Origin of the sequence: Devosia indica (genome assembly GCF_003056405.1) — a bacterium.
Classification (GTDB): domain Bacteria; phylum Pseudomonadota; class Alphaproteobacteria; order Rhizobiales; family Devosiaceae; genus Devosia; species Devosia indica.
In genome coordinates this window covers 136,336-154,776 of record NZ_PYVZ01000002.1, presented here as the reverse complement: position 1 = coordinate 154,776, position 18,441 = coordinate 136,336, and the positions used below count along the sequence as shown (strand labels likewise).

Annotated in this window: 16 protein-coding genes; 10 read left to right on the top strand and 6 right to left on the bottom strand. The window is 63.3% G+C overall.

Annotated features, from left to right (window positions below; translation table 11 throughout):
• The first annotated feature begins 11 nt into the window (after positions 1 to 11).
• The 6 genes from DDE76_RS02585 (at position 12) to DDE76_RS02560 (ending at position 7,210) form a co-directional block, all read left to right on the top strand.
• Positions 12 to 1,013 carry a TIGR03842 family LLM class F420-dependent oxidoreductase gene (locus tag DDE76_RS02585; RefSeq protein WP_104893478.1) on the top strand — a complete coding sequence of 334 codons (1,002 nt, stop codon included), beginning with the start codon at positions 12 to 14 and terminating at the stop codon, positions 1,011 to 1,013.
• A gap of 151 nt (positions 1,014 to 1,164) precedes the next feature.
• Complete coding sequence (locus tag DDE76_RS02580; RefSeq protein ID WP_104893477.1) at positions 1,165 to 2,181, top strand: BMP family protein; 1,017 nt, start codon at positions 1,165 to 1,167, stop codon at positions 2,179 to 2,181.
• A 165-nt stretch (positions 2,182 to 2,346) separates the two neighbouring features.
• Complete coding sequence (locus DDE76_RS02575; RefSeq protein ID WP_104893476.1) at positions 2,347 to 3,894, top strand: ABC transporter ATP-binding protein; 1,548 nt, start codon at positions 2,347 to 2,349, stop codon at positions 3,892 to 3,894.
• On the top strand, positions 3,891 to 4,961 hold the full coding sequence (locus tag DDE76_RS02570; RefSeq protein ID WP_104893475.1) for an ABC transporter permease: 1,071 nt from the start codon (positions 3,891 to 3,893) through the stop codon (positions 4,959 to 4,961). The genes DDE76_RS02575 and DDE76_RS02570 overlap by 4 nt, the downstream gene beginning before the upstream one ends.
• Positions 4,962 to 4,964: 3 nt before the next feature.
• Positions 4,965 to 5,912, top strand: a complete 948-nt coding sequence (locus DDE76_RS02565; RefSeq protein WP_104893474.1) for an ABC transporter permease — start codon at positions 4,965 to 4,967, stop codon at positions 5,910 to 5,912.
• 14 nt (positions 5,913 to 5,926) lie between these two features.
• Positions 5,927 to 7,210, top strand: coding sequence for an amidohydrolase family protein (locus tag DDE76_RS02560; protein WP_104893473.1), 1,284 nt, complete (start codon positions 5,927 to 5,929; stop codon positions 7,208 to 7,210).
• Between the two features lie 42 nt (positions 7,211 to 7,252).
• On the opposite strand, the gene DDE76_RS02555 is transcribed toward DDE76_RS02560, so the two are convergent.
• From DDE76_RS02555 to DDE76_RS02545, 3 genes are all read right to left on the bottom strand, one after another.
• Positions 7,253 to 8,758 carry a tripartite tricarboxylate transporter permease gene (locus DDE76_RS02555; protein WP_104893472.1) on the bottom strand — a complete coding sequence of 502 codons (1,506 nt, stop codon included), beginning with the start codon at positions 8,756 to 8,758 and terminating at the stop codon, positions 7,253 to 7,255.
• A 10-nt stretch (positions 8,759 to 8,768) separates the two neighbouring features.
• Entirely contained in the window at positions 8,769 to 9,230 is a 462-nt protein-coding gene (locus DDE76_RS02550) for a tripartite tricarboxylate transporter TctB family protein (RefSeq protein ID WP_104893471.1), read from the bottom strand.
• 61 nt (positions 9,231 to 9,291) lie between these two features.
• Complete coding sequence (locus tag DDE76_RS02545) at positions 9,292 to 10,275, bottom strand: tripartite tricarboxylate transporter substrate-binding protein (protein WP_104894933.1); 984 nt, start codon at positions 10,273 to 10,275, stop codon at positions 9,292 to 9,294.
• Between the two features lie 174 nt (positions 10,276 to 10,449).
• On the opposite strand from DDE76_RS02545, the gene DDE76_RS02540 reads away from it, so the two are divergent.
• Genes DDE76_RS02540 through DDE76_RS02530 form a run of 3 tightly spaced genes read left to right on the top strand, consistent with a single transcriptional unit; the run spans position 10,450 to position 14,564 of the window.
• Entirely contained in the window at positions 10,450 to 12,339 is a 1,890-nt protein-coding gene (locus tag DDE76_RS02540; protein ID WP_157955632.1) for a sensor histidine kinase, read from the top strand.
• A complete protein-coding gene (locus DDE76_RS02535) occupies positions 12,336 to 13,682 on the top strand; it encodes a sigma-54-dependent transcriptional regulator (RefSeq protein ID WP_104893469.1) in 1,347 nt (448 codons plus the stop codon). The genes DDE76_RS02540 and DDE76_RS02535 overlap by 4 nt, the downstream gene beginning before the upstream one ends.
• 57 nt (positions 13,683 to 13,739) lie before the next feature.
• On the top strand, positions 13,740 to 14,564 hold the full coding sequence (locus DDE76_RS02530) for an amidohydrolase family protein (RefSeq protein WP_104893468.1): 825 nt from the start codon (positions 13,740 to 13,742) through the stop codon (positions 14,562 to 14,564).
• Here the strand turns inward: DDE76_RS02530 and DDE76_RS02525 are convergent.
• Genes DDE76_RS02525 through DDE76_RS02515 form a run of 3 tightly spaced genes read right to left on the bottom strand, consistent with a single transcriptional unit; the run spans position 14,561 to position 17,404 of the window.
• Entirely contained in the window at positions 14,561 to 15,358 is a 798-nt protein-coding gene (locus DDE76_RS02525; protein ID WP_104893467.1) for an ABC transporter ATP-binding protein, read from the bottom strand. The two genes, DDE76_RS02530 and DDE76_RS02525, sit on opposite strands and share 4 nt — an antisense overlap.
• The gene (locus DDE76_RS02520) at positions 15,351 to 16,394 is read right to left on the bottom strand and encodes a FecCD family ABC transporter permease (protein ID WP_245891776.1); all 1,044 of its coding nucleotides are present in this window, start codon (positions 16,392 to 16,394) and stop codon (positions 15,351 to 15,353) included. The genes DDE76_RS02525 and DDE76_RS02520 overlap by 8 nt, the downstream gene beginning before the upstream one ends.
• Positions 16,391 to 17,404: a FecCD family ABC transporter permease gene (locus DDE76_RS02515; protein ID WP_245891784.1), complete on the bottom strand. Its 1,014-nt coding sequence runs from the start codon at positions 17,402 to 17,404 to the stop codon at positions 16,391 to 16,393. Before DDE76_RS02515 ends, DDE76_RS02520 begins: the two co-directional genes overlap by 4 nt.
• A gap of 105 nt (positions 17,405 to 17,509) precedes the next feature.
• Between DDE76_RS02515 and DDE76_RS02510 the strand changes: the two genes are divergently transcribed.
• Positions 17,510 to 18,424, top strand: a complete 915-nt coding sequence (locus DDE76_RS02510) for an ABC transporter substrate-binding protein (protein WP_104893465.1) — start codon at positions 17,510 to 17,512, stop codon at positions 18,422 to 18,424.
• The last annotated feature ends 17 nt before the right edge of the window (positions 18,425 to 18,441 follow it).

The window sequence follows — 18,441 nt, the reverse complement described above, 5'->3', positions numbered from 1 at the left end:
AGAGGGACACAATGGAATTCGGCATCACCTTCAAGGGCTTTATCGAGCATGAGCGCGCCCGCTATCTGGTTCGCGCCGCCGAATATGCCGGCTTCTCCTATTGCTGGTTCTATGACAGCCACATTCTCTGGCGCGATTGCTACGCCGCCATTGCCATGTGCATGGAACACACCACCGACATGCGGTTCGGGCCGCTGGTCACCAATCCCGATGTGCGCGACTGGTCGGTCGCGGCCTCCATTTTCGGCTCGCTCTCAAAGCAATCCGGCGGGCGCTTCGATCTCGCCGTCGGGCGCGGCGATTCTTCCATGCGGGTCATGGGCAAGAAGCCCGCGACCCTCAAGCGCGTTGCCGAATTCATCGACAAGACCAAGGCCATGGTGCGCGGCGAGGAAGTCTCCTATGGCGAAATCCCCGCACCAGTGAAATTCCCCTGGGCGGTCGGCCACGAAATGCCGAGCTGGATCGCGGCCTATGGCCCTCTGGCTCTGAAGACCGCCGGTCAGCACGCCGAGGGTGTCGTGTTGCAGATCGCCGATCCAGGCTTGTGCAAATGGTTCACCGACCAATGCATCGATGCGGGCAAGGCCGCCGGCAAGGACATGTCCGGCTTCCGCTCCATGGCCGCCGCCCCGGCCTATTTCGGCGAGAAAAAACGCGCCATCGAGCATGTGAAGTGGTTCCCGGCCATGGTCGGTAATCATGTCGCGGACATTGTCGAGAAATACGGCGCCGATAGCGACAAGGTGCCGTCGAGCCTGACCAGCTATATCGAAAAGCGCCGTGGCTACGATTACTCCAAGCACGGCCAGGCCGATAACCCCTATCTCGATTTCATCACCGATGATGTGGTGGAAAGCTTCTGCGTACTCGGCGAACCCGAGGACCATATCAAGAAGCTGCATGAACTGGAGGCTGCGGGGGTCACCCAGTTCAACATCTATCTCGACAGCGGCGATGAGGAGGAAATCATCGCCAATTATGGAAGGCACGTCATTCCGGCCTTCCGTTGAACTTTGAAAAAGGCGCGCCGCACGGTGCGCCTTTTTTGTTTTGGCATCAACGCCTTGTCGCGACATGGGAAGCGCGAACACTTGGGGAAGGATGCTGTGACCACTTCCAAGAACCGCTCTGTGACGTCTAGATGACATCAGGGAGGCGAAAATGAACAAGAACCAAAAACGGGGAACGAAAATGGGAAATCTCAATCGCCGCACTCTGGTCGCGGCACTCGGGCTGACCACCGCGCTCAGCCTCACCGGCGCCTCCTGGGCCCAGGACGTGCCCAAGGTCGCGGCCATCTGGACAGTGCCGGTCGAGCAGCAATGGGCCAGCCGCCTGCACAACGCCTTGGTCGCCGCCGAGGATCGCGGCGAAATCGACTATGTCTATTCGGAAAACATCACCAATACCGACTATGAGCGCGTCATGCGCGAATATGCCGAACAGGGCATTGCGCTGATGGTCGGCGAGGCCTTTGGTGTCGAGCAGCCCGCCCGAACCGTGGCCGCGGACTATCCCGAGATCAGCTTCCTCATGGGGTCGTCCCTGCCGCCGGTGGAACCGAACTTTGCCACCTTCGACAACTTCATCCACGAGCCCAGCTATCTCACCGGTATCATCGCCGGCATGAAGACCGAAACCGACCAGATCGGCATGGTGGGCGGCTATGCCATTCCCGAGGTCAATCGCCTCATGCACGCCTTCATGGCCGGCGCCCTCTCGGTCAACCCGGACGTGACCTTCTCGGTCAGCTTCATCAACTCCTGGTATGATCCGCCCAAGGCCAAGGAAACCGCCTTCGCAATGGTCGATGCTGGCGCCGACATTCTCTACGCCGAGCGCTTCGGCGTCTCCGACGCAGCCAAGGAACGCGGCATTTTTGCTATCGGCAATGTCATCGACACGGCAGCCGATTATCCTGGCACCATCCTCGCCTCCGCCCTCTGGCATGGCGAGCCGATGATCGACCAGGCCATTGCCGATGTGAAGGCAGGCACCTTTGCGGCCAGGGACTACGGCATCTACGCCTTCATGGAATATGGCGGCTCGTCCATGGTGGTCGATGAGGAACTGGCCGGCGCCGAGGCTGTCGAAGCAGCCAAGGCCGTCGAGGCCTCCATCCTCGATGGCTCGTTCGTGGTCGAAATCAACGACAGCGAACCAAGCTCGACGCAGTAAGCAGTCACGGCCACCGGATCACCCCACCTTCGTCCCCCCATCAAGGGGAGGGAGGCGCAGGGCTGAAGCGTCAGTGTTCATCGTCTCCCTCCCCCTTGTGGGGAGGGATCAAGGGTGGGGGTTCCGGACCATCCGAACATCTCAAAATCCGAAGCGCAGGAGCCCATGACAGATCCCGCAATCCTGCTCTCGCTATCCAACATCACCAAGCGTTTCGGCGCCCTCGTGGCCAACGATGCCATCTCGCTCGACCTCCGAAAGGGCGAGATCCTCGCCCTTTTGGGCGAGAACGGCGCCGGCAAGACCACGCTGATGAATATCCTGTTTGGGCATTATGTGCAGGATGAAGGCACTGTTCGTGTTCGGACCAATGGCGGGAACATGACTGCTCTGCCGCCCGGCTCGCCAGGCGCGGCCCTGTCTGCCGGTGTCGGCATGGTGCACCAGCATTTCACCCTGGCCGAGAATCTGTCCGGCCTCGACAATATCCGCCTCGGCACCGAGCCTCTGCTCTCCCTGGGACGGCGTGCCACGGCGCGCACCAGGATCAAGTCCATCATCGCCGAAAGCGGGCTGGAGGTCGATCTTGATCGCCGCGTTGCCGACCTCACCGTGGGGGAGAAGCAACGCATCGAGATTCTCAAGGCACTCTATCGCGATGCCCGCGTCCTTATTCTGGACGAACCCACCGCCGTGCTGACACCGCAGGAAGCCGAGGGGCTGTTTGTCGTGCTGCGGCGGCTGGCGGCCAATGGTCTTGGGGTCATTTTCATTTCGCACAAGCTGGGCGAGGTGCTGGCCGTCTCGCACCGCATCATGGTGTTGCGTGGAGGCAAGAAGGCCGGTGAGCTGACCACTGCCGAGGCCGACCGCCGCTCTATTGCCGATCTCATGGTCGGCAAGGCCGTCGCCCAGGTCACCCGCACGCCGGGCCGGGCCGGCGATCCCCTGCTCGAACTGGACCATGTGACCCTGGCCAAATCGGGCAGTCGCAGCGCCGTGGCTGACGCCAGCTTCACCCTGCGGGCCGGCGAGATCACGGGGCTGGCCGGGGTCTCGGGCAATGGCCAGGCGGGCATCGCGGCCATGCTCTCTGGCCTGGCCGTGCCTGACACGGGGATCATGCGCCTCTTTGGTGCACCGGTGACGCGGGCCGATCCGCGCCGGCTCGTGCAGCAGGGCGTCGCCCGCATGCCAGAGGATCGCCAGCATGATGGCGTTGTCGGCACCATGAGTGTTGCAGACAATATCGCTATCGAAGAGATTCGCTCCCCCGGCTTCTCTCGCTTTGGCCTGCTCGACAACAATGCCATGCGGGCGCGCGCCGAAAGCGCCATTGCCGCCTATGATGTGCGGTGCCCGGGGCCGGACGCCGAGGCGCGACTGCTCTCGGGCGGCAATGTGCAAAAGCTCATTCTTGCCCGTGTGCTCGAACGTGAACCGCGCATCATTCTGGCCAACCAGCCCACGCGTGGCCTCGACATTGGCGCGCAGGCCGAAGTGCATCGCCGCATCCTTGCGGCCCGCGACCGGGGCGCCGCGGTCCTCGTCATTTCCGAAGATCTCGACGAACTCTTCGCGCTGGCCGACCGGTTTCTGGTCATCCATGCCGGAGACGTGGTGGACGCCGGCCCGGCCGATGCACTGGACCGTGCCACCATAGGCCTGTTGATGGCTGGCCAGTCCCACACCACGGAGCCCCTTGCCCAATGAGCCTCCGCCTCGACCCCCGCGAACACGCGCCTTTGTCATTGCGCCTGCTTGTCTCGCTACTGGCCGGTCTGACCGCGCTGCTGCTGGTGGCTGTTCCGGTCATGGCGGCGGGCGCCAACCCGTTCGAGGCCTATCTGCTGATGGCCCAAGGCGCCTTTGGTTCGATGTTCGCCCTGTCCGAAACCCTCAACCGCGCCACGCCGCTCATTCTCACCGGCCTTGCTGCCGCCGTAGCCTTCCGGGCCCGGCTCTGGAACATCGGCGCAGAAGGCCAGCTCTATATGGGTGCCCTTGCCGCTGTGCTGGTTGGCTCGGGATTTCTCCAGCTTCCGGCACCGCTCGTCATCCCCGCCATCATGCTGGCCGGGTTCCTTGCAGGCGGCCTGATGATGGTGATCCCGGCCATGCTCAAGCAGCGCTTCGGCGCCGATGAGGTGGTCATCACCCTCTTGCTCAATTTCGTCGTCATCCTATTCATCCAGATGCTGATCGAAGGTCCGCTCAAGGACCCGTTGGCCATGGGCTGGCCGCAATCGGTGCCGCTCCTCGCAGAGGCAAAGTTCGACAAGCTGATCCCGCGCCTGCGCATGCATTGGGGTCTGATCATTGGCCTGGTGGCCGCGCTCATCCTCTGGCTCATGGTCAAGCGCACCGTGCTCGGCTTCGAGATCAAGGCGGTCGGCGAGAACAAGGCCGCCGCACGATTTGCCGGCATTCCGGTCGATGCCACCATGCTCAAGGTTGCCCTGATTTCCGGGGGCCTTGCGGGCCTGGCTGGCGTTGGCGAAGTGGCCGGGGTCAAGGGCTATCTCTCGGCCGATCTTTCCCCCGGATTCGGCTATTCGGGCATTGTGGTCGCCATGCTCGCCGGCCTCTCACCCATTGGCAGCGTGGTTGCAGCGGTGTTTATCGCCGCCGTTTTCGTTGGCGCCGACTCGATGAGCCGGGCCACCGGCATCTCCAACTATCTCGCCGATCTGGTCGTCGCCCTGTCCCTGCTCTGCGTCCTGGTGGGCAGCTTCTTTCTGCGCTTCCGCCTGCGCTGGCAATCGCGGCAGGAGGCCTGAGCCATGGATATCCTTCTCGATATCTTCGCATCTGCAAACTTCTGGGCCGCCGCCATCCGCATCGCCACCCCGCTGATTTTCGGCGTGCTGGGCGCGCTGATCTGCGAACGCGCCGGCGTGCTCAATCTGGGCATCGAGGGCATCTTCGTCGCCGGGGCCATGGCGGGCTGGTTGGCCGTCTATCTTGGTGCGGGCCTCTGGGGCGGCGTGCTGATCGCCGCGCTTGCAGGCGCCATGTTCGGCCTGCTGCATGCCTTCCTCACGGTCATTCTGGGCCTTTCCCAGCACGTCTCGGGCATCGGCATTACCCTGCTTGCCACCAGCGCGAGCTATTTCACCTACCGCACAACACTGCCCGACGTATCCTCCCCGCCGCGCATTGCACCGTTCCAGCCCATCGCCGTCCCCGGCCTGTCCGAACTGCCCTTTATCGGCCCGGCCCTGTTCCAGCAGACCTTGTTCACCTGGCTGGCCCTGGCCTTGGTCGCTGTTGTCGCCTTCGTGCTCTATCGCACGCCGCTGGGCCTCGCTATCCGCGCGGTTGGCGACAACCCGGCCTCGGTCGAAGCACAGGGCCTTTCGGTCCGCGGACTCAGGATCGGGGCGGTGGTGATCGGTTCGGCCCTGATGGCGCTGGGCGGCGCCTTCCTCACCATGTCGGCCTTCGATGCTTTCTTCTTCGGCATGGTCAATGGCCGTGGCTGGATCTGCATCGCGCTGGTGGTCTTCGCCTCCTGGCAGCCCGGCAAGGCCCTGCTCGGCGCCCTGCTCTTTGGCGCTTTCGACGCCTTCCAGATCCGCCTGCAGGCCGAGATCGGCCAGGTCGTACCCGGCCAGGTCTTCCTGATGCTGCCCTATCTGCTTTCCATCCTGGCTCTGGTACTGGTCGCGCGCAAAGCCGACTATCCAAGGGCCCTGCTTCAGCCCTGGACCAAGGGGCAGCGCCACTAACCGCAGGACTATCCATGTTCGACCTCAAGCTCACCAACGCTACCCTGCCCGACGGCCGTACCGGCATCGACATCGGCATCCAGCACGGCCGCATCGCCGCGCTTGAGCCCAATCTGGCCGGCGATTCCAGCGAGACAATCGACGCCGCCGGGCAGTTGGTGAGCCCGCCCTTCGTCGATTGCCACTTCCATATGGATGCCACGCTCTCGCTCGGCCTGCCGCGCCATAATGAAAGCGGCCTGCTGCTCGAAGGCATCCAGATATGGGGCGAATTGAAGCCTCTCCTCACCCAGGAGGCCGTTGTCCAGCGCGCTCTGGACTATTGCGACCTGGCGGTCAGCCAGGGCCTGCTCGCCATCCGCACCCATGTCGATATCTGCGACGACCGGCTGCTCGGCGTGGAAGCCTTGCTTGAGGTCAAAAGACAGGTCGCGTCCTATATCGACCTGCAGCTCGTCGCCTTCCCCCAGGATGGCTATTTCCGCTCTCCCGGCGCGGTGGACCTGCTCGAGCGTGCACTCGATATGGGCGTGGATGTGGTTGGCGGCATTCCTCATTTCGAACGGACCATGGCCGATGGCGCGGCAAGCGTCACAGCGCTTTGCGAAATTGCGGCCGAGCGTGGCCTGCTGGTCGATCTGCACTGCGACGAGACCGACGATCCGCTCAGCCGTCATATCGAAACCTTGGCCTATGAAACCCAGCGCCTCGGACTCGGCGGCCGGGTCAACGGCTCGCATCTCACCTCCATGCACTCCATGGACAACTACTATGTCTCAAAGCTGCTGCCGCTGATGGCCGAGGCAGGTGTCAGTGCCACCGCCAATCCGCTCATCAATATCGGCATCCAGGGCCGCCACGACACTTATCCCAAGCGACGCGGCATGACCCGCATTCCCGAAATGCTGACCTATGGCATCACCTGCGCCTTCGGCCATGACTGCGTCATGGACCCCTGGTACTCGCTGGGCCAGGCCGACATGCTCGAAGTGGCCTCGATGGGCCTGCATGTGGCGCAGATGACCAGCCGCGAGGCCATGCGCACCTGCTTTGATCTGGTGACCAAGGGCCCGGCAGAGATCATGCATCTGGAAGGTTACGGCATTGCAGTGGGCAGCAAGGCCGACATGGTTCTGCTCCAGGCGGCGGACCCGATCGAAGCGATCCGGCTCAAGGCCACGCGCCTGGCTGTGATCAAATCGGGCAACGTGATTGCAACTGCGCCGCGTCGCGAAAGCGCACTGTCACTGCCCGGCCGCCCCACTGCCGTTGATGCCTCACGCGTCGGCCCACGCTGAAGCAAACAAAGCCCTCCCCCGCGAAAGGGGAGGGCCGGGATTTCAGTCCTCCTCGACAAACACCTCGGCCCGCTTCTTGCGGATCGACGGCAGCACCGCCACCAGCACGGCCGCCAGCGCCAGCACCAGCAGAGTCGCCGAGATTGGCCGGGTGACAAAGATCGATGGATCGCCGCGCGAGATGATCATGGCGCGCCGCAAATGCTCCTCCAGCAGCGGCCCCAGCACGAAGCCGAGCAAGAGCGGCGCCGGCTCGCAGCCGAAGCGGATCAGCAGATAGCCCACGATGCCGAAGAAGGCGATGGCATAGATGTCGTAGATGTTCTGGTTGATCGAGAAGGTTCCGATACAGGCGAACAGCACGATGGCCGGGAACAACACCCGATAAGGGATCGAGAGCATTTTTACCCACAACCCCACCAGCGGCAGGTTCAGCACGACCAGCAGCAAGTTGCCGATCCACATCGAGGCGATGATGCCCCAGAACAGCGCCGGCTGTTCGTTGATAACGTTCGGCCCCGGCGTAATGCCTTGCAGGATAAACGCCCCGATCATCAGTGCCATGACTGGGTGTGCCGGGATGCCCAGCGTCATCAGCGGAATGAACGAGGTCTGGGCTGCGGCATTGTTCGCCGATTCCGGCCCCGCCACGCCTTCGATAGCACCTTTGCCGAACTCTTCGGGGTGTTTCGACAGGCGCTTTTCCGCCGAGTATGAGGCGAAGGCCGAAAGGATGTGCCCGCCGCCAGGCAGCACGCCCAGCAACGAACCGATACCGGTCCCGCGCAGCACCGGCATGATGATGCGTTTGAGATCGTCGCGCGTCAGCCAGAGGTTCTTGACCGCTTTGACGCCGACTTCGCGCTCATGTTCGTTTTCGAGATTGCGCAGGATTTCCGCCACACCGAACACGCCCACCGCCACGGCGACAAAATTGAGCCCGCCGAACAATTCGCGCAGCCCGAAGGTGAAGCGCGGCGTGCCGGTATAGATATCCTGCCCCACCATGCCCAGCAGCAGCCCCAGCACGATCATGCCCAGCGCCTTGATGATCGAGCCATGCGCCAGCGCAATGGAAACCAGCAGCCCCAGCACGATCAGCGAGAAATATTCCGGCGCCCCGAAATTGAGCGCAGCCCGCGCTAGTGGCGGCGCAAAGGCAGCGAGGAGGAAAGTCGCCACCGACCCGGCAAAGAACGAGCCGAGTGCCGCCGCCGCCAGCGCCGGACCGGCACGGCCCTTGCGGGCCATCTGGTAGCCGTCGATCGCGGTCACCGCCGCCGAGCTTTCACCCGGCAAGTTGATCAGAATGGCGGTGGTCGATCCGCCATATTGGGCGCCGTAATAGATGCCTGCCAGCATGATCAGCGCGGTTTCCGGGTTCAGCGAAAAGGTGATCGGCAATAGCATGGCAATGGTCGCCGTCGGCCCGATGCCCGGCAGCACACCCACCAATGTGCCCAACAGCACGCCGATGAAACAGTAGAGAATGTTGATTGGATCGAGGGCGACCGAAAAGCCGAGCCCGAGCGAAGCAAAAAGGTCCATCATATCGCTCCTAGAACCGCAGCCAGGGGCCGATCAGTGGTACGATCATGCCGAGGCCCACCACGAAGATGAGCAGGCACAGAACGCACAGGCCGGCCGAGATGATCAGCGCCGAAAGCCAGGTGTTCCGGCTCGATGACAGGGCGGTGGCAAAGGCGGCAATCAGCACCACCGGGATGAAGCCGAGCCCGCGAATGGTCGCCGCGAAAAACAGGATCGTGCCCAGCACAAGCACGATACCGCGCAATGGCCAGGGCGGCGCCGCCTCTTCATCAGGCTTGCCCAGCCCCTTGGCGGCCACCGCTATGCCCAGCGCAATCAGGATGCCCCCTAGCACAACCGGCATGAAGCCGGGGCCCATGCGAAATGGTGTTCCAAAATCATAGCGCAGGGCTTCCAGCGCAAAATAGGCGCCGAATGCGATGAAGATCGCCCCCGATGCCAGGTCGTTTCGCGACGCTTTCAGTGCCATGCGTCCCCCTCCCCAGTTCAGAAGCTCCCGACCCGCATGGGCCGGGAGCTCCAGTTCGGACTTACTGCGCGGCAACGCCGGCAGCAGCGATCACTTCGGCCCAGAGGGCCGTCTGGCCTTCGAGCTTTTCAGCCAGCGCATCGGGCGTAGCCTCGCTTGCCGGCACGGGATAGGTGCCCAGTTCGGCAAAGCTGTTGCCCACCGTCTCATCGGCCAAAGCGGCCTGCAGCGACTGGGTCAGTCGGTCGATGATCGCCTGGTCGGTGCCGGCCGGTGCATAAAGACCGTGCCAGATCGAGAGGTTGAAGTTCTCGACGCCACCCTCGGCCATGGTCGGCACGTCCGGCAGCACGGCAATGCGTTCCGGCGTGGTCACGGCATAGGCCTTGATCTCGCCGGCCTGGATCTGGCTGGTGGTATTGGTGGTCTGGTCGCACATCATGTCGATCTGCCCGCCAAGCAGGTCGGTCATGGCCGGGCCGGTACCCTGGTAGGGCACTTCTGTCAGCTTGGTCTCCAGCGCATCCTGAAACAGCAGGCCGCAGAGCTGGCTGGCCGCACCAATGCCGGCATTGGCATAGGTGACGTTTTCGCCATTCTCCTTGACGTAGGCGATCAGGTCTTCGAGCGTTGCCGGCTCGAAATCCTTGCGTGCCACCATGGTCATGGGCACTTCGGTGACCAGCCCGATGGGCGCAAAATCGGTCATCGGATCGTAGGGCAGGCTGGCATAGAGCGCCGGGGCCGTCGACATGCCGATATGATGCAGTAGCAGTGTGTAGCCGTCATTGGCCGCCGCCGCCACCTGACCGGCACCCAGCGTACCGCCGGCACCGCCCACATTCTGCACCACCACCTGCTGGCCCAGATCCTCGCTCATAGCGGCGGCGACCAGGCGCGTGACGGTATCGGTCGGCCCGCCAGCCGAGAACGGCACCACGATGGTCACCGGCTGCGTCGGGTAGTCCTGCGCCACAACGGTGGCAGCGCTCAGGGCAGAACCGGCGACCACGCCGGCGGCAATCATCTTCACGATGGTTTTCATGTTCTGGATATCCTCCCAATTGAATTGGCCCGGAAAGTCCTCCCCCAGGCCCGACAATCCCCTTGCAAACGCCGTGCCACGCGAAATTTGCAAGGCAGATATGCAATTGCTGCCGAGCGTGGTAACTCTTTCGGCAAGAAATTGCCGAGTTTGCACGCTGCCGCTGGCAATATCTTGCCAAAATCGTTGATAAACCAGCGAGGAGAACTGGCTATCGCCGCATTGACGCGCAACTGGATCGGAGGCCGCCAACTCGCCCTTGTCGCGGCGGGTCTGGCCATCGTTTTGATGGTTTTCTGGGTCGCGTTCGAGTTGACCCTGACCGCGGCCGTGCGCGACGCCGAGGAGCAGGCGCAGCGGCGCCTCACCCTGTTCGACCGCACCCTCGAAGCCATTATCGAGCGCTTCCACTATCTCCCCGTCGCCATTTCTCAGGCCCGGGAAACCCGCATGGTGCTGGAAAGCGCCGGCGATAACGGTGCAGTCGAAGCGGCCAACGGCTTTCTCAGCCAGATCAATGAAACCGCTGGCGCCAGCGAAATCTTTCTCATGGACAATTCCGGCGCCGTGGTCGCTGCCAGCAATTGGTGGACCCTGACCAGCCTGGTTGGCACTAACTACTCTTTCCGTCCGTATTTTGCTGACGCAATGGCGCGCGGCCGGGCAGAATTTTACGCCTTCGGCATGTCCACAAGGGTGCCGGGCCTGTTTCTGTCCCAGCGAGTTGAGGGTCCGGACGGCCCGCTTGGGGTTGCGGTCATCAAGATCAATCTGGGTGAGATCGAAGCCAATTGGTGGCGCTCGGGCGAACTGATCGGCATCGTCGACCTCAATGATGTCGTCATCCTCTCCACCCGGCCAGATTGGCGCTATCGCCCGCTAAAGACCATCCCGATGACCCAGTTTGCCGCTATTGCCGGCCAGCAGCGTTATGGCGAGAACGGGGTTGAAAATCGCGGCATTATTGCCGATCGCTGGCAGTCGCGCGGGGCCGAATTCGCCCTGCTCTCGGGCAGCGATCCGGAAACCTCGGGCTATTTCGTCCTGCAGGAGCTGCGCCTGCCCAAGCATGCTTGGCGGATTCTGTCCTTTTCGCCGCTCACCCCGCTCTATGGCAGCGCCGTCACCATGGCGACGGCGGCCGCCCTGGGCTGCGCGGCGATCCTGCTCATTATCGTGCTGCTCGAACAGCGACGGCGCCTCGTGGCCCAGCGCCTGGCCGATCACAACCAGCTCGAACTGCGCGTGGCCGAGCGCACCGAAGACCTGCACACCACCAATGAGCAGCTACGCGCCGAAATAGCAGAACGCGTCCGCGCCGAGAAAGCCGAACACGATGCCCGCGAGCATCTGGTGCAGGCAGCCAAACTCGCCAGCCTCGGTCAGGCGCTGGCCGGCGTGGCCCATGAAGTCAGCCAGCCGGTGGCGGCGCTCACCACCCATCTGGCCAGCGCCCGCCTGCTGGACCAGCGGCGTGGCGGCACTGAAATGGGGCCGGTGCTGGCGGCCATGGACAAGGTGGTTGAACGCCTGGCCACCTTGACCGGACATCTCAAGACCTTCGCCCGCAAGCAGACGCGCGAGCCGATGCAGGCCGATATCGGCACGGCCATCGCAAATGCGCTTGAACTCACCGATCACCGTCTGCGCCAGGTCGGTGTGGATATCGAATATCGCCGCCCCCGTCCCGCCGTAGCCGTCATGGCCAATCCCGTGCATCTCGAACAGGTCCTGATCAACCTGATCGCCAATGCCGCCGATGCCATGCAGCAGACGCCCATGCGCATCCTGTCCATCGGTGTCACGCAACGCTCCGGCGCAGTCGAGATCGCCATTGCCGACACCGGCACGGGCATTGCGCCAGAAGAGATATCGAACCTGTTCGATCCATTCTTCACCACCAAGCCGGCCGGCAAGGGCCTTGGCCTGGGGCTGGCCATTTCCTTTGGCCTGGTCCGCGACAGCGGTGGCACCATCAATGTGCAATCCAGGCCCGGCCAGGGCAGCACATTCACCATTTCCCTTTCCATGGCGGCCAGTGCCGCCGCACGAGCTTCCGCATGAATGAGCCAATCGTCCTGATCGTCGACGACGAAGAAATGATGCGCACCGCGCTTGAACAATGGCTGCGCCTGTCCGGATTCGCGACCGCTACCGCGGCAGATGCGGAAGAGGCCCTGGCCAGCATCGATGATATTCATCCCCATGTGGTACTGACCGACGTGCGCATGCCGGGCCTGTCGGGTCTCGACCTGCTGCGCTCGATCGCCGAGCGCGGCCTGCCCACCGAGATTATCCTCATCACCGGCCATGGTGACGTGCCCATGGCCGTCGAGGCCATGCGCGCCGGTGCTTTTGATTTCCTGCAAAAGCCCTATGTGCCCGATCAACTGGTCAATTCCATCACCCGTGCGGCCGAACAGGCCCGCCTCAAGCGCGAGCTTGCCGACCTGCGCCGCAAGCTCGATGGGGGCGAAAACGAGTTGGCCACCCGCCTGGTCGGGGCCTCACCGGCCATGCAGGCGCTGCGCCACGCGGTTCTCGACCTCGCCCCGATCCCGGCCGACATCATCCTTCTGGGCGAAACCGGCACCGGCAAGGAGGTCGTTGCCCGCTGCCTGCATGACTTCTCCCCCCGCGCCAAGGGCCCCTTTGTTGCCGTCAATTGTGCCGCCATCCCGGCCGAGCTGATCGAAAGCGAGCTGTTCGGCCATGAGTCGGGCTCTTTCACCGGCGCCTCGGGGCAGCGCATCGGCAAGTTCGAATATGCCCATGGCGGCACGTTGCTGCTCGACGAGATCGAATCGATGCCCCTGCTCGCCCAGGCCAAGGTGCTCCGGGTGATTCAGGAGCGCGTGGTCGAGCGCCTCGGCTCAAACAAGCAGATCCCCCTCGACCTGCGCATCATTGCCGCTTCCAAGGTTGACCTGAACGCAGAAAGCCAGGCCGGCCGCTTCCGCGCCGATCTCTATTATCGCCTCAACATGGCCACCCTCGACCTGCCGCCGCTGCGGGACCGGGGCGACGACAGCGTCATACTCTTCCACCATTTCCTGGCCGAAGCCTCACGCCGCTTCGGCCGCCAGGCCCCTGCCCTGCACCCGGCCGATATCAATGCCTTGCTGGCGCATAGCTGGCCCGGCAATGTCCGCGAGCTCAAGGCCGCCGCCGATCGCTTTGCGCTTGGATTAGGCGCAACAGGCCGCTCGATCGGCGACATTTTGGGCCACAAGGCGCCCACCAGCGCTGGGATCAGCCTGGCCGAGCGCGTGGCCGCCTATGAACGTCATCTGATCGAGGCCGAGCTCGACCGCCATGACAACGCCATCGCCGCGGTCGCCGACGCCTTGCAGGTGCCGCGCCGAACCCTGAGCGAAAAGATGAACCGTCTGGGCGTCCGGCGTTGACCCCGCGCCAGCGATGCGGCACTCGAAGTGCCAGATAACACCGACCCAGGCCCGGCCATGATCCCGATCATCGATACCCATCTGCACCTGATCTATCCGGATCGCTTCGCCTATCCCTGGCTTTCGGGTGCGCCGGCAATCAATCGCCCCTGGAGCATCGAGGACTACCTGTCCGAAGCACGCCCGCTCGGCATCGAGGCGGCGCTGCATATGGAAGTTGCTGTCGACGAGGGTGACATAGAGGCAGAGTCCCGTTTTGTGTTGGGCTTGGACGGCATAGCCGGTGCCATCGCCGGCTGCCGGCCGGAAAACCCCGACTTTGAACGTCAATTGGCCGATCTGGCCGCAGTGCCGGGCATTCGCGGTCTGCGCCGCATCCTGCACGAGGTGCCAAATACACTGAGCCAGACGCCCCATTTTGCCGAGAACATCCGGCGCCTGGCCGCCCATGACCTGACCTTCGACCTCTGCTTGCGGCCCGACCAATTACCTGTCGGCCAATCGCTGGTCGATCGTTGTCCCGACGTTACTTTCGTGCTCGACCATTGCGGCGCGCAACACATCAAGGTGGGCGAGTTGACTCCCTGGCGCGAATACATCACCGAAATTGCCCGGCGGCCGAACCTGAATGCCAAGATATCCGGCATTATCGCCTATGCCGGCAAAAGCTGGACGCTCGAAGCTGTTCGCCCCTATGTCGAGCACGTTATCGACAGCTTTGGCTGGGATCGCGTCGTCTGGGGCTCGGATCACCCCGTCGTCACGCTGGGCGGCTCTCTGACCGACTGGGTCGGCGCGACGCGGGAGATCATCAAGGGCGCCAGCGCGGACGAGCAGACCAAACTGCTCAACGCCAATGCCAAGAGAATCTATCGGCTCTAGCTGCGTCGATGCGGAATACAGATCGGGCGTTTATGCACCGGGTCGATGATGATCTCGGCGGTGACATTGAAGACCTCCTCGATCAGGTCCGAACGCATCATCGTCTCGGGCGTGCCACGCTCGCGCACCGTACCATTGGCAACGAATACGAGCTGGTCGGCATAGCGCGCGGCTAGGTTCAGGTCGTGCAGCACCAGGACGACCGTGCGGCCCTGCTCCTTGTTGAGCCGGGTCACCAGTTCGAGACAATCGAGTTGATGGGCCATATCGAGGTGATTTACCGGCTCATCGAGACAGATCACGTCGGTCTCCTGCGCCAGCACCATGGCAATCCAGGCGCGCTGCAATTGCCCGCCCGAAAGGGAGCCGATGCGCCGATGTCGCATCTCTTCCACCCCCGTGCCCGTCATGGCCGCGGCGACCGCCGCATCGTCTTTGGCGCCCCAGGGCTGCATCATCGCCTGATGTGGATACCGGCCCAGCCGCACCAGTTCTTCCACCGTCATGTCCTGCGGAGCGCTGGGGCTTTGCGCCAATAGGCCGATACGGCGGCCCAGCGCCTTGCCATTGAGCCTTGAAATATCTTCCGCGTCGAGCAGCACCTGCCCCGATTGCGGCGCATGCAGGCGACGAATGGCGCGCAACAGGGTGGACTTGCCGCAACCATTGGGACCGGCCAGCACCGTGATCTGGCCGCTTGGGATCGGCAGGCTGAGCGCATCTAGAACCATTTCGGGCCCATAGCTCAGGCTCAACGCCTTGACCTCGATCCGATTGGCCACCTGGTCATCCATTGCTGTTGTCCTTGCGCATGAGCAGATAGAGGAAATAGGGCGCCCCGATGATGGCGGTCACCGTACCGGCGGGCACCTCAAGCGGCGCAAAGGCCACGCGGATCAGGAGGTCGGCGCCGACCAGGATGATCGCCCCGAGCAGGATCGACATGACGATGCCAGCCACCCGCCCGCGCCCAACCAATAGGCGAGCCATATGCGGCGCGATCAGCCCGACAAACCCGACGCCGCCGGCAAAGGCAACCGCGCCCGCTGTAAGCACGGCCGCGAGCAGAAACATGATGATGCGATAGACCGGCAGATTGAGGCCAATGCTGCGCGAGGAAATGTCGTCCAGGTCGGCCGGCGGCAGAGTGCGCGCGGCAATACCGGCGATGATGCCCACCGGCACCAGCACCATCAGCATGATCTGGACTTCGACCCAATTGATGGTGTTGACCGCCCCGGCCAGCCAGCGCGCGGCCTGCGCTGCCTGATAGATCGGCCCGATCAGCATGAAAATCGTGGTGAGCGCCTTGGCCACTGCCGCAATGGCAATGCCGAACAGGATCAGCCGGATCGCCGAGGATGCCTGCCGCCCCGAAAGCAGGAAGACCAGTCCGATTGCGGTCATCGCCCCAATCGCCGCCGCCAGCGGTTGCCAGGCAACCGGCACGATGAGCGCATTGGATTCATTGGAAAAAATGGCGAGGAACAGCACCACGCCCAGCGCTGCACCATCGACCACGCCCAGCACACCGGGCGAGGCGAGCTCGTTGCGGGTGATGCGCTGCAGGAGATAGCCGGCATAGGCAATGGCGCCCCCTGCAATCGCCGCCGCCAGCACGCGTGGCAAGCGCAGTTGCACTACGACCAGCCTGTCGGTCCGTTCGCCCCCGCCCAGCAAGACGCCGGTGACAGTATCGAGTCCAATCCAGGTCGACCCGAAACCGACACCGGCAAGAAACAGCAGAACAAAGACGGCGAACACGGCCAGGAGGGCAATGGTCGTGGGCCCTGGCATCGTCCGGCGGCGCATAGCCGCGACCGCGCTCACGCGAGCCTCCGCATCAGCAACAGCACCAGGGTCCCGGCCCCCACCACCGCCGTAACGGCGCCCACGGGGGCCTCGACGGGATAGATCACGAAACGGGCCGCGACATCGGCCAGCGTGGTATAGATCGCGCCGACCAAGGCCGCCGCCGCGAGCTGATGCCGATGGCGCAGCCCCACCAACCCCCGTGCCGCATGCGGTACGACCAGGCCCACAAAGGCCACCGGTCCGGCCATGGACACCGCCGCCCCGGTCAGCAGCGAAACCGCGATAAAGGTCAGCCCCCGTACCGCCACCAGGGGCACTCCAAGACTGGCCGCGGTCGAATCGTCAGCCTGCAATGCATCCAGGGCCGAAGTCAGCGTAAAGGCCAGCGCCGCCCCGACCAGCACAACTGGCAGGCCATTGAAGAACAGGCTGATTGGCCGATCGACAAAGGCGCCGGACAGCCAGAACAGCAATTGCTGCAATTGCGCTTCATTGCTGGTGAGCACGATTTCAACCACGGCATGGGCAAGGCCCGCGAAGGTCACGCCAACAAGCACGATCTTGAGCGGCGACAGGCCACCTGCCCCGGCCGCCACGCCAAAGACGATAATGCTGGTCATCAGCGCACCCAATGCTGCTGCCAGCGACAGGCCCGCCAAGGATTCGACACCAAAGACCACCATTGCCAATACAACGGCCATCGACGCGCCGGCATTGAGGCCAAGTGTATCGGGCGAAGCGATCCGATTGCGCGACAGGGTCTGCACCATCACACCGGCCATGCCCAGCGCTGCACCAGCCAGCGGTGCGATCAAGGCACGCGGCAGGCGCAATCCGGCAATCACGGTGGCCGTTTCCGAACCATCATGGGCAAGCAGTGCCGCCCAGACTTCGTCCAGCCCATAGAGCTTGTAGCCCAGGGTCAGACTGGCCAGCATGGCGACGCCCAGGCCGAGCGCGAGCGCAGCGTAGACCGGCCAGCGCGACCTGTCCGCCTGAACCGGACCGCTCATGCCCTCGACCATGCTGGTCACGGCAACCTCTTATCTTGATATTGACAGTCAGATTAAATTCTGATGGATGAAGCCATCCAATTTAAGAGCTTTCTTGTCAAGTTAGGAAAGAGAAAGATGCAGCGTCCTCACCTGCTCATTGCCGCGACCATCGTTGCTAGCACCATGTCCATGCCGGCACACGCCCGCGACATCACCCACGCCATGGGCGTGACCGATGTACCTGACGATCCGCAGCGCATTGTCGTTTTGACCAATGAAGGCACCGAGGCCCTGCTGGCCGTCGGCGTCACCCCGGTCGGCGCGGCCAAATCCTGGCTGGGCGATCCCTGGTACGATCACATTGCCGAGCAGATGACCGAAGTCACCAATGTCGGGGAGGAATCCGCCGTCAATCTCGAATTGCTCGTTGCGCTCGAGCCCGACCTGATCCTGGCCAACAAGGCCCGTCATGAAGCCATTTACGAGCAGCTTTCGGCCATCGCACCCACGGTCGTTTCCGAGCGTCTGCGTGGCGACTGGAAGATCAATATGGCGCTTTACACCGACGCCATCGGCAAGGGCGCCGAAGGTCAGGCGGCACTCGACGCCTATGACGCGCGCATCTCCGCCATTTCCGCCGCGCTGGGCGACAGCCTTGATGAAGAAATCTCCATCGCCCGTTTCATGGGCGGCCAGACCCGCATCTATTTCAAGGACAGCTTCTCCGGCCTGACCCTGGAACAGATCGGCTTCGCCCGCCCTGCGACTCAGGACAAGCCCGAATTTGCCGAGCAGATCACCAAGGAACGCATCCCAGAATTTGAAGGCGATCGCCTGTTCTACTTCACCTATGAGACCGGCAATGGTGAAGGCGACACCCAGGCCCAGGACTGGCTCAACGACCCGCTCTGGCAAAACCTGTCCGTGGTGCAGGCCGGCAAGGTTCACGAAGTCTCCGACGCCGTCTGGAACACCGCCGGCGGCTATATCGCGGCCAATCTGCTGCTCGACGACATCGAAAATGTCTATGGGCTCGAAAGCACCCGCTAAAGCCTGATGGAGGGTCG

Coding starts and splice junctions, on each gene's coding strand:
- DDE76_RS02580 (WP_104893477.1), top strand. CDS start 1,165: ATGAACAAGAACCAAAAACGGGGAACGAAAATGGGAAATCTCAATCGC.
- DDE76_RS02545 (WP_104894933.1), bottom strand. CDS start 10,275: ATGAAAACCATCGTGAAGATGATTGCCGCCGGCGTGGTCGCCGGTTCT.
- DDE76_RS02535 (WP_104893469.1), top strand. CDS start 12,336: ATGAATGAGCCAATCGTCCTGATCGTCGACGACGAAGAAATGATGCGC.
- DDE76_RS02525 (WP_104893467.1), bottom strand. CDS start 15,358: ATGGATGACCAGGTGGCCAATCGGATCGAGGTCAAGGCGTTGAGCCTG.
- DDE76_RS02510 (WP_104893465.1), top strand. CDS start 17,510: ATGCAGCGTCCTCACCTGCTCATTGCCGCGACCATCGTTGCTAGCACC.
- DDE76_RS02575 (WP_104893476.1), top strand. CDS start 2,347: ATGACAGATCCCGCAATCCTGCTCTCGCTATCCAACATCACCAAGCGT.
- DDE76_RS02560 (WP_104893473.1), top strand. CDS start 5,927: ATGTTCGACCTCAAGCTCACCAACGCTACCCTGCCCGACGGCCGTACC.
- DDE76_RS02570 (WP_104893475.1), top strand. CDS start 3,891: ATGAGCCTCCGCCTCGACCCCCGCGAACACGCGCCTTTGTCATTGCGC.
- DDE76_RS02565 (WP_104893474.1), top strand. CDS start 4,965: ATGGATATCCTTCTCGATATCTTCGCATCTGCAAACTTCTGGGCCGCC.
- DDE76_RS02550 (WP_104893471.1), bottom strand. CDS start 9,230: ATGGCACTGAAAGCGTCGCGAAACGACCTGGCATCGGGGGCGATCTTC.
- DDE76_RS02530 (WP_104893468.1), top strand. CDS start 13,740: ATGATCCCGATCATCGATACCCATCTGCACCTGATCTATCCGGATCGC.
- DDE76_RS02555 (WP_104893472.1), bottom strand. CDS start 8,758: ATGGACCTTTTTGCTTCGCTCGGGCTCGGCTTTTCGGTCGCCCTCGAT.
- DDE76_RS02585 (WP_104893478.1), top strand. CDS start 12: ATGGAATTCGGCATCACCTTCAAGGGCTTTATCGAGCATGAGCGCGCC.
- DDE76_RS02515 (WP_245891784.1), bottom strand. CDS start 17,404: ATGGTCGAGGGCATGAGCGGTCCGGTTCAGGCGGACAGGTCGCGCTGG.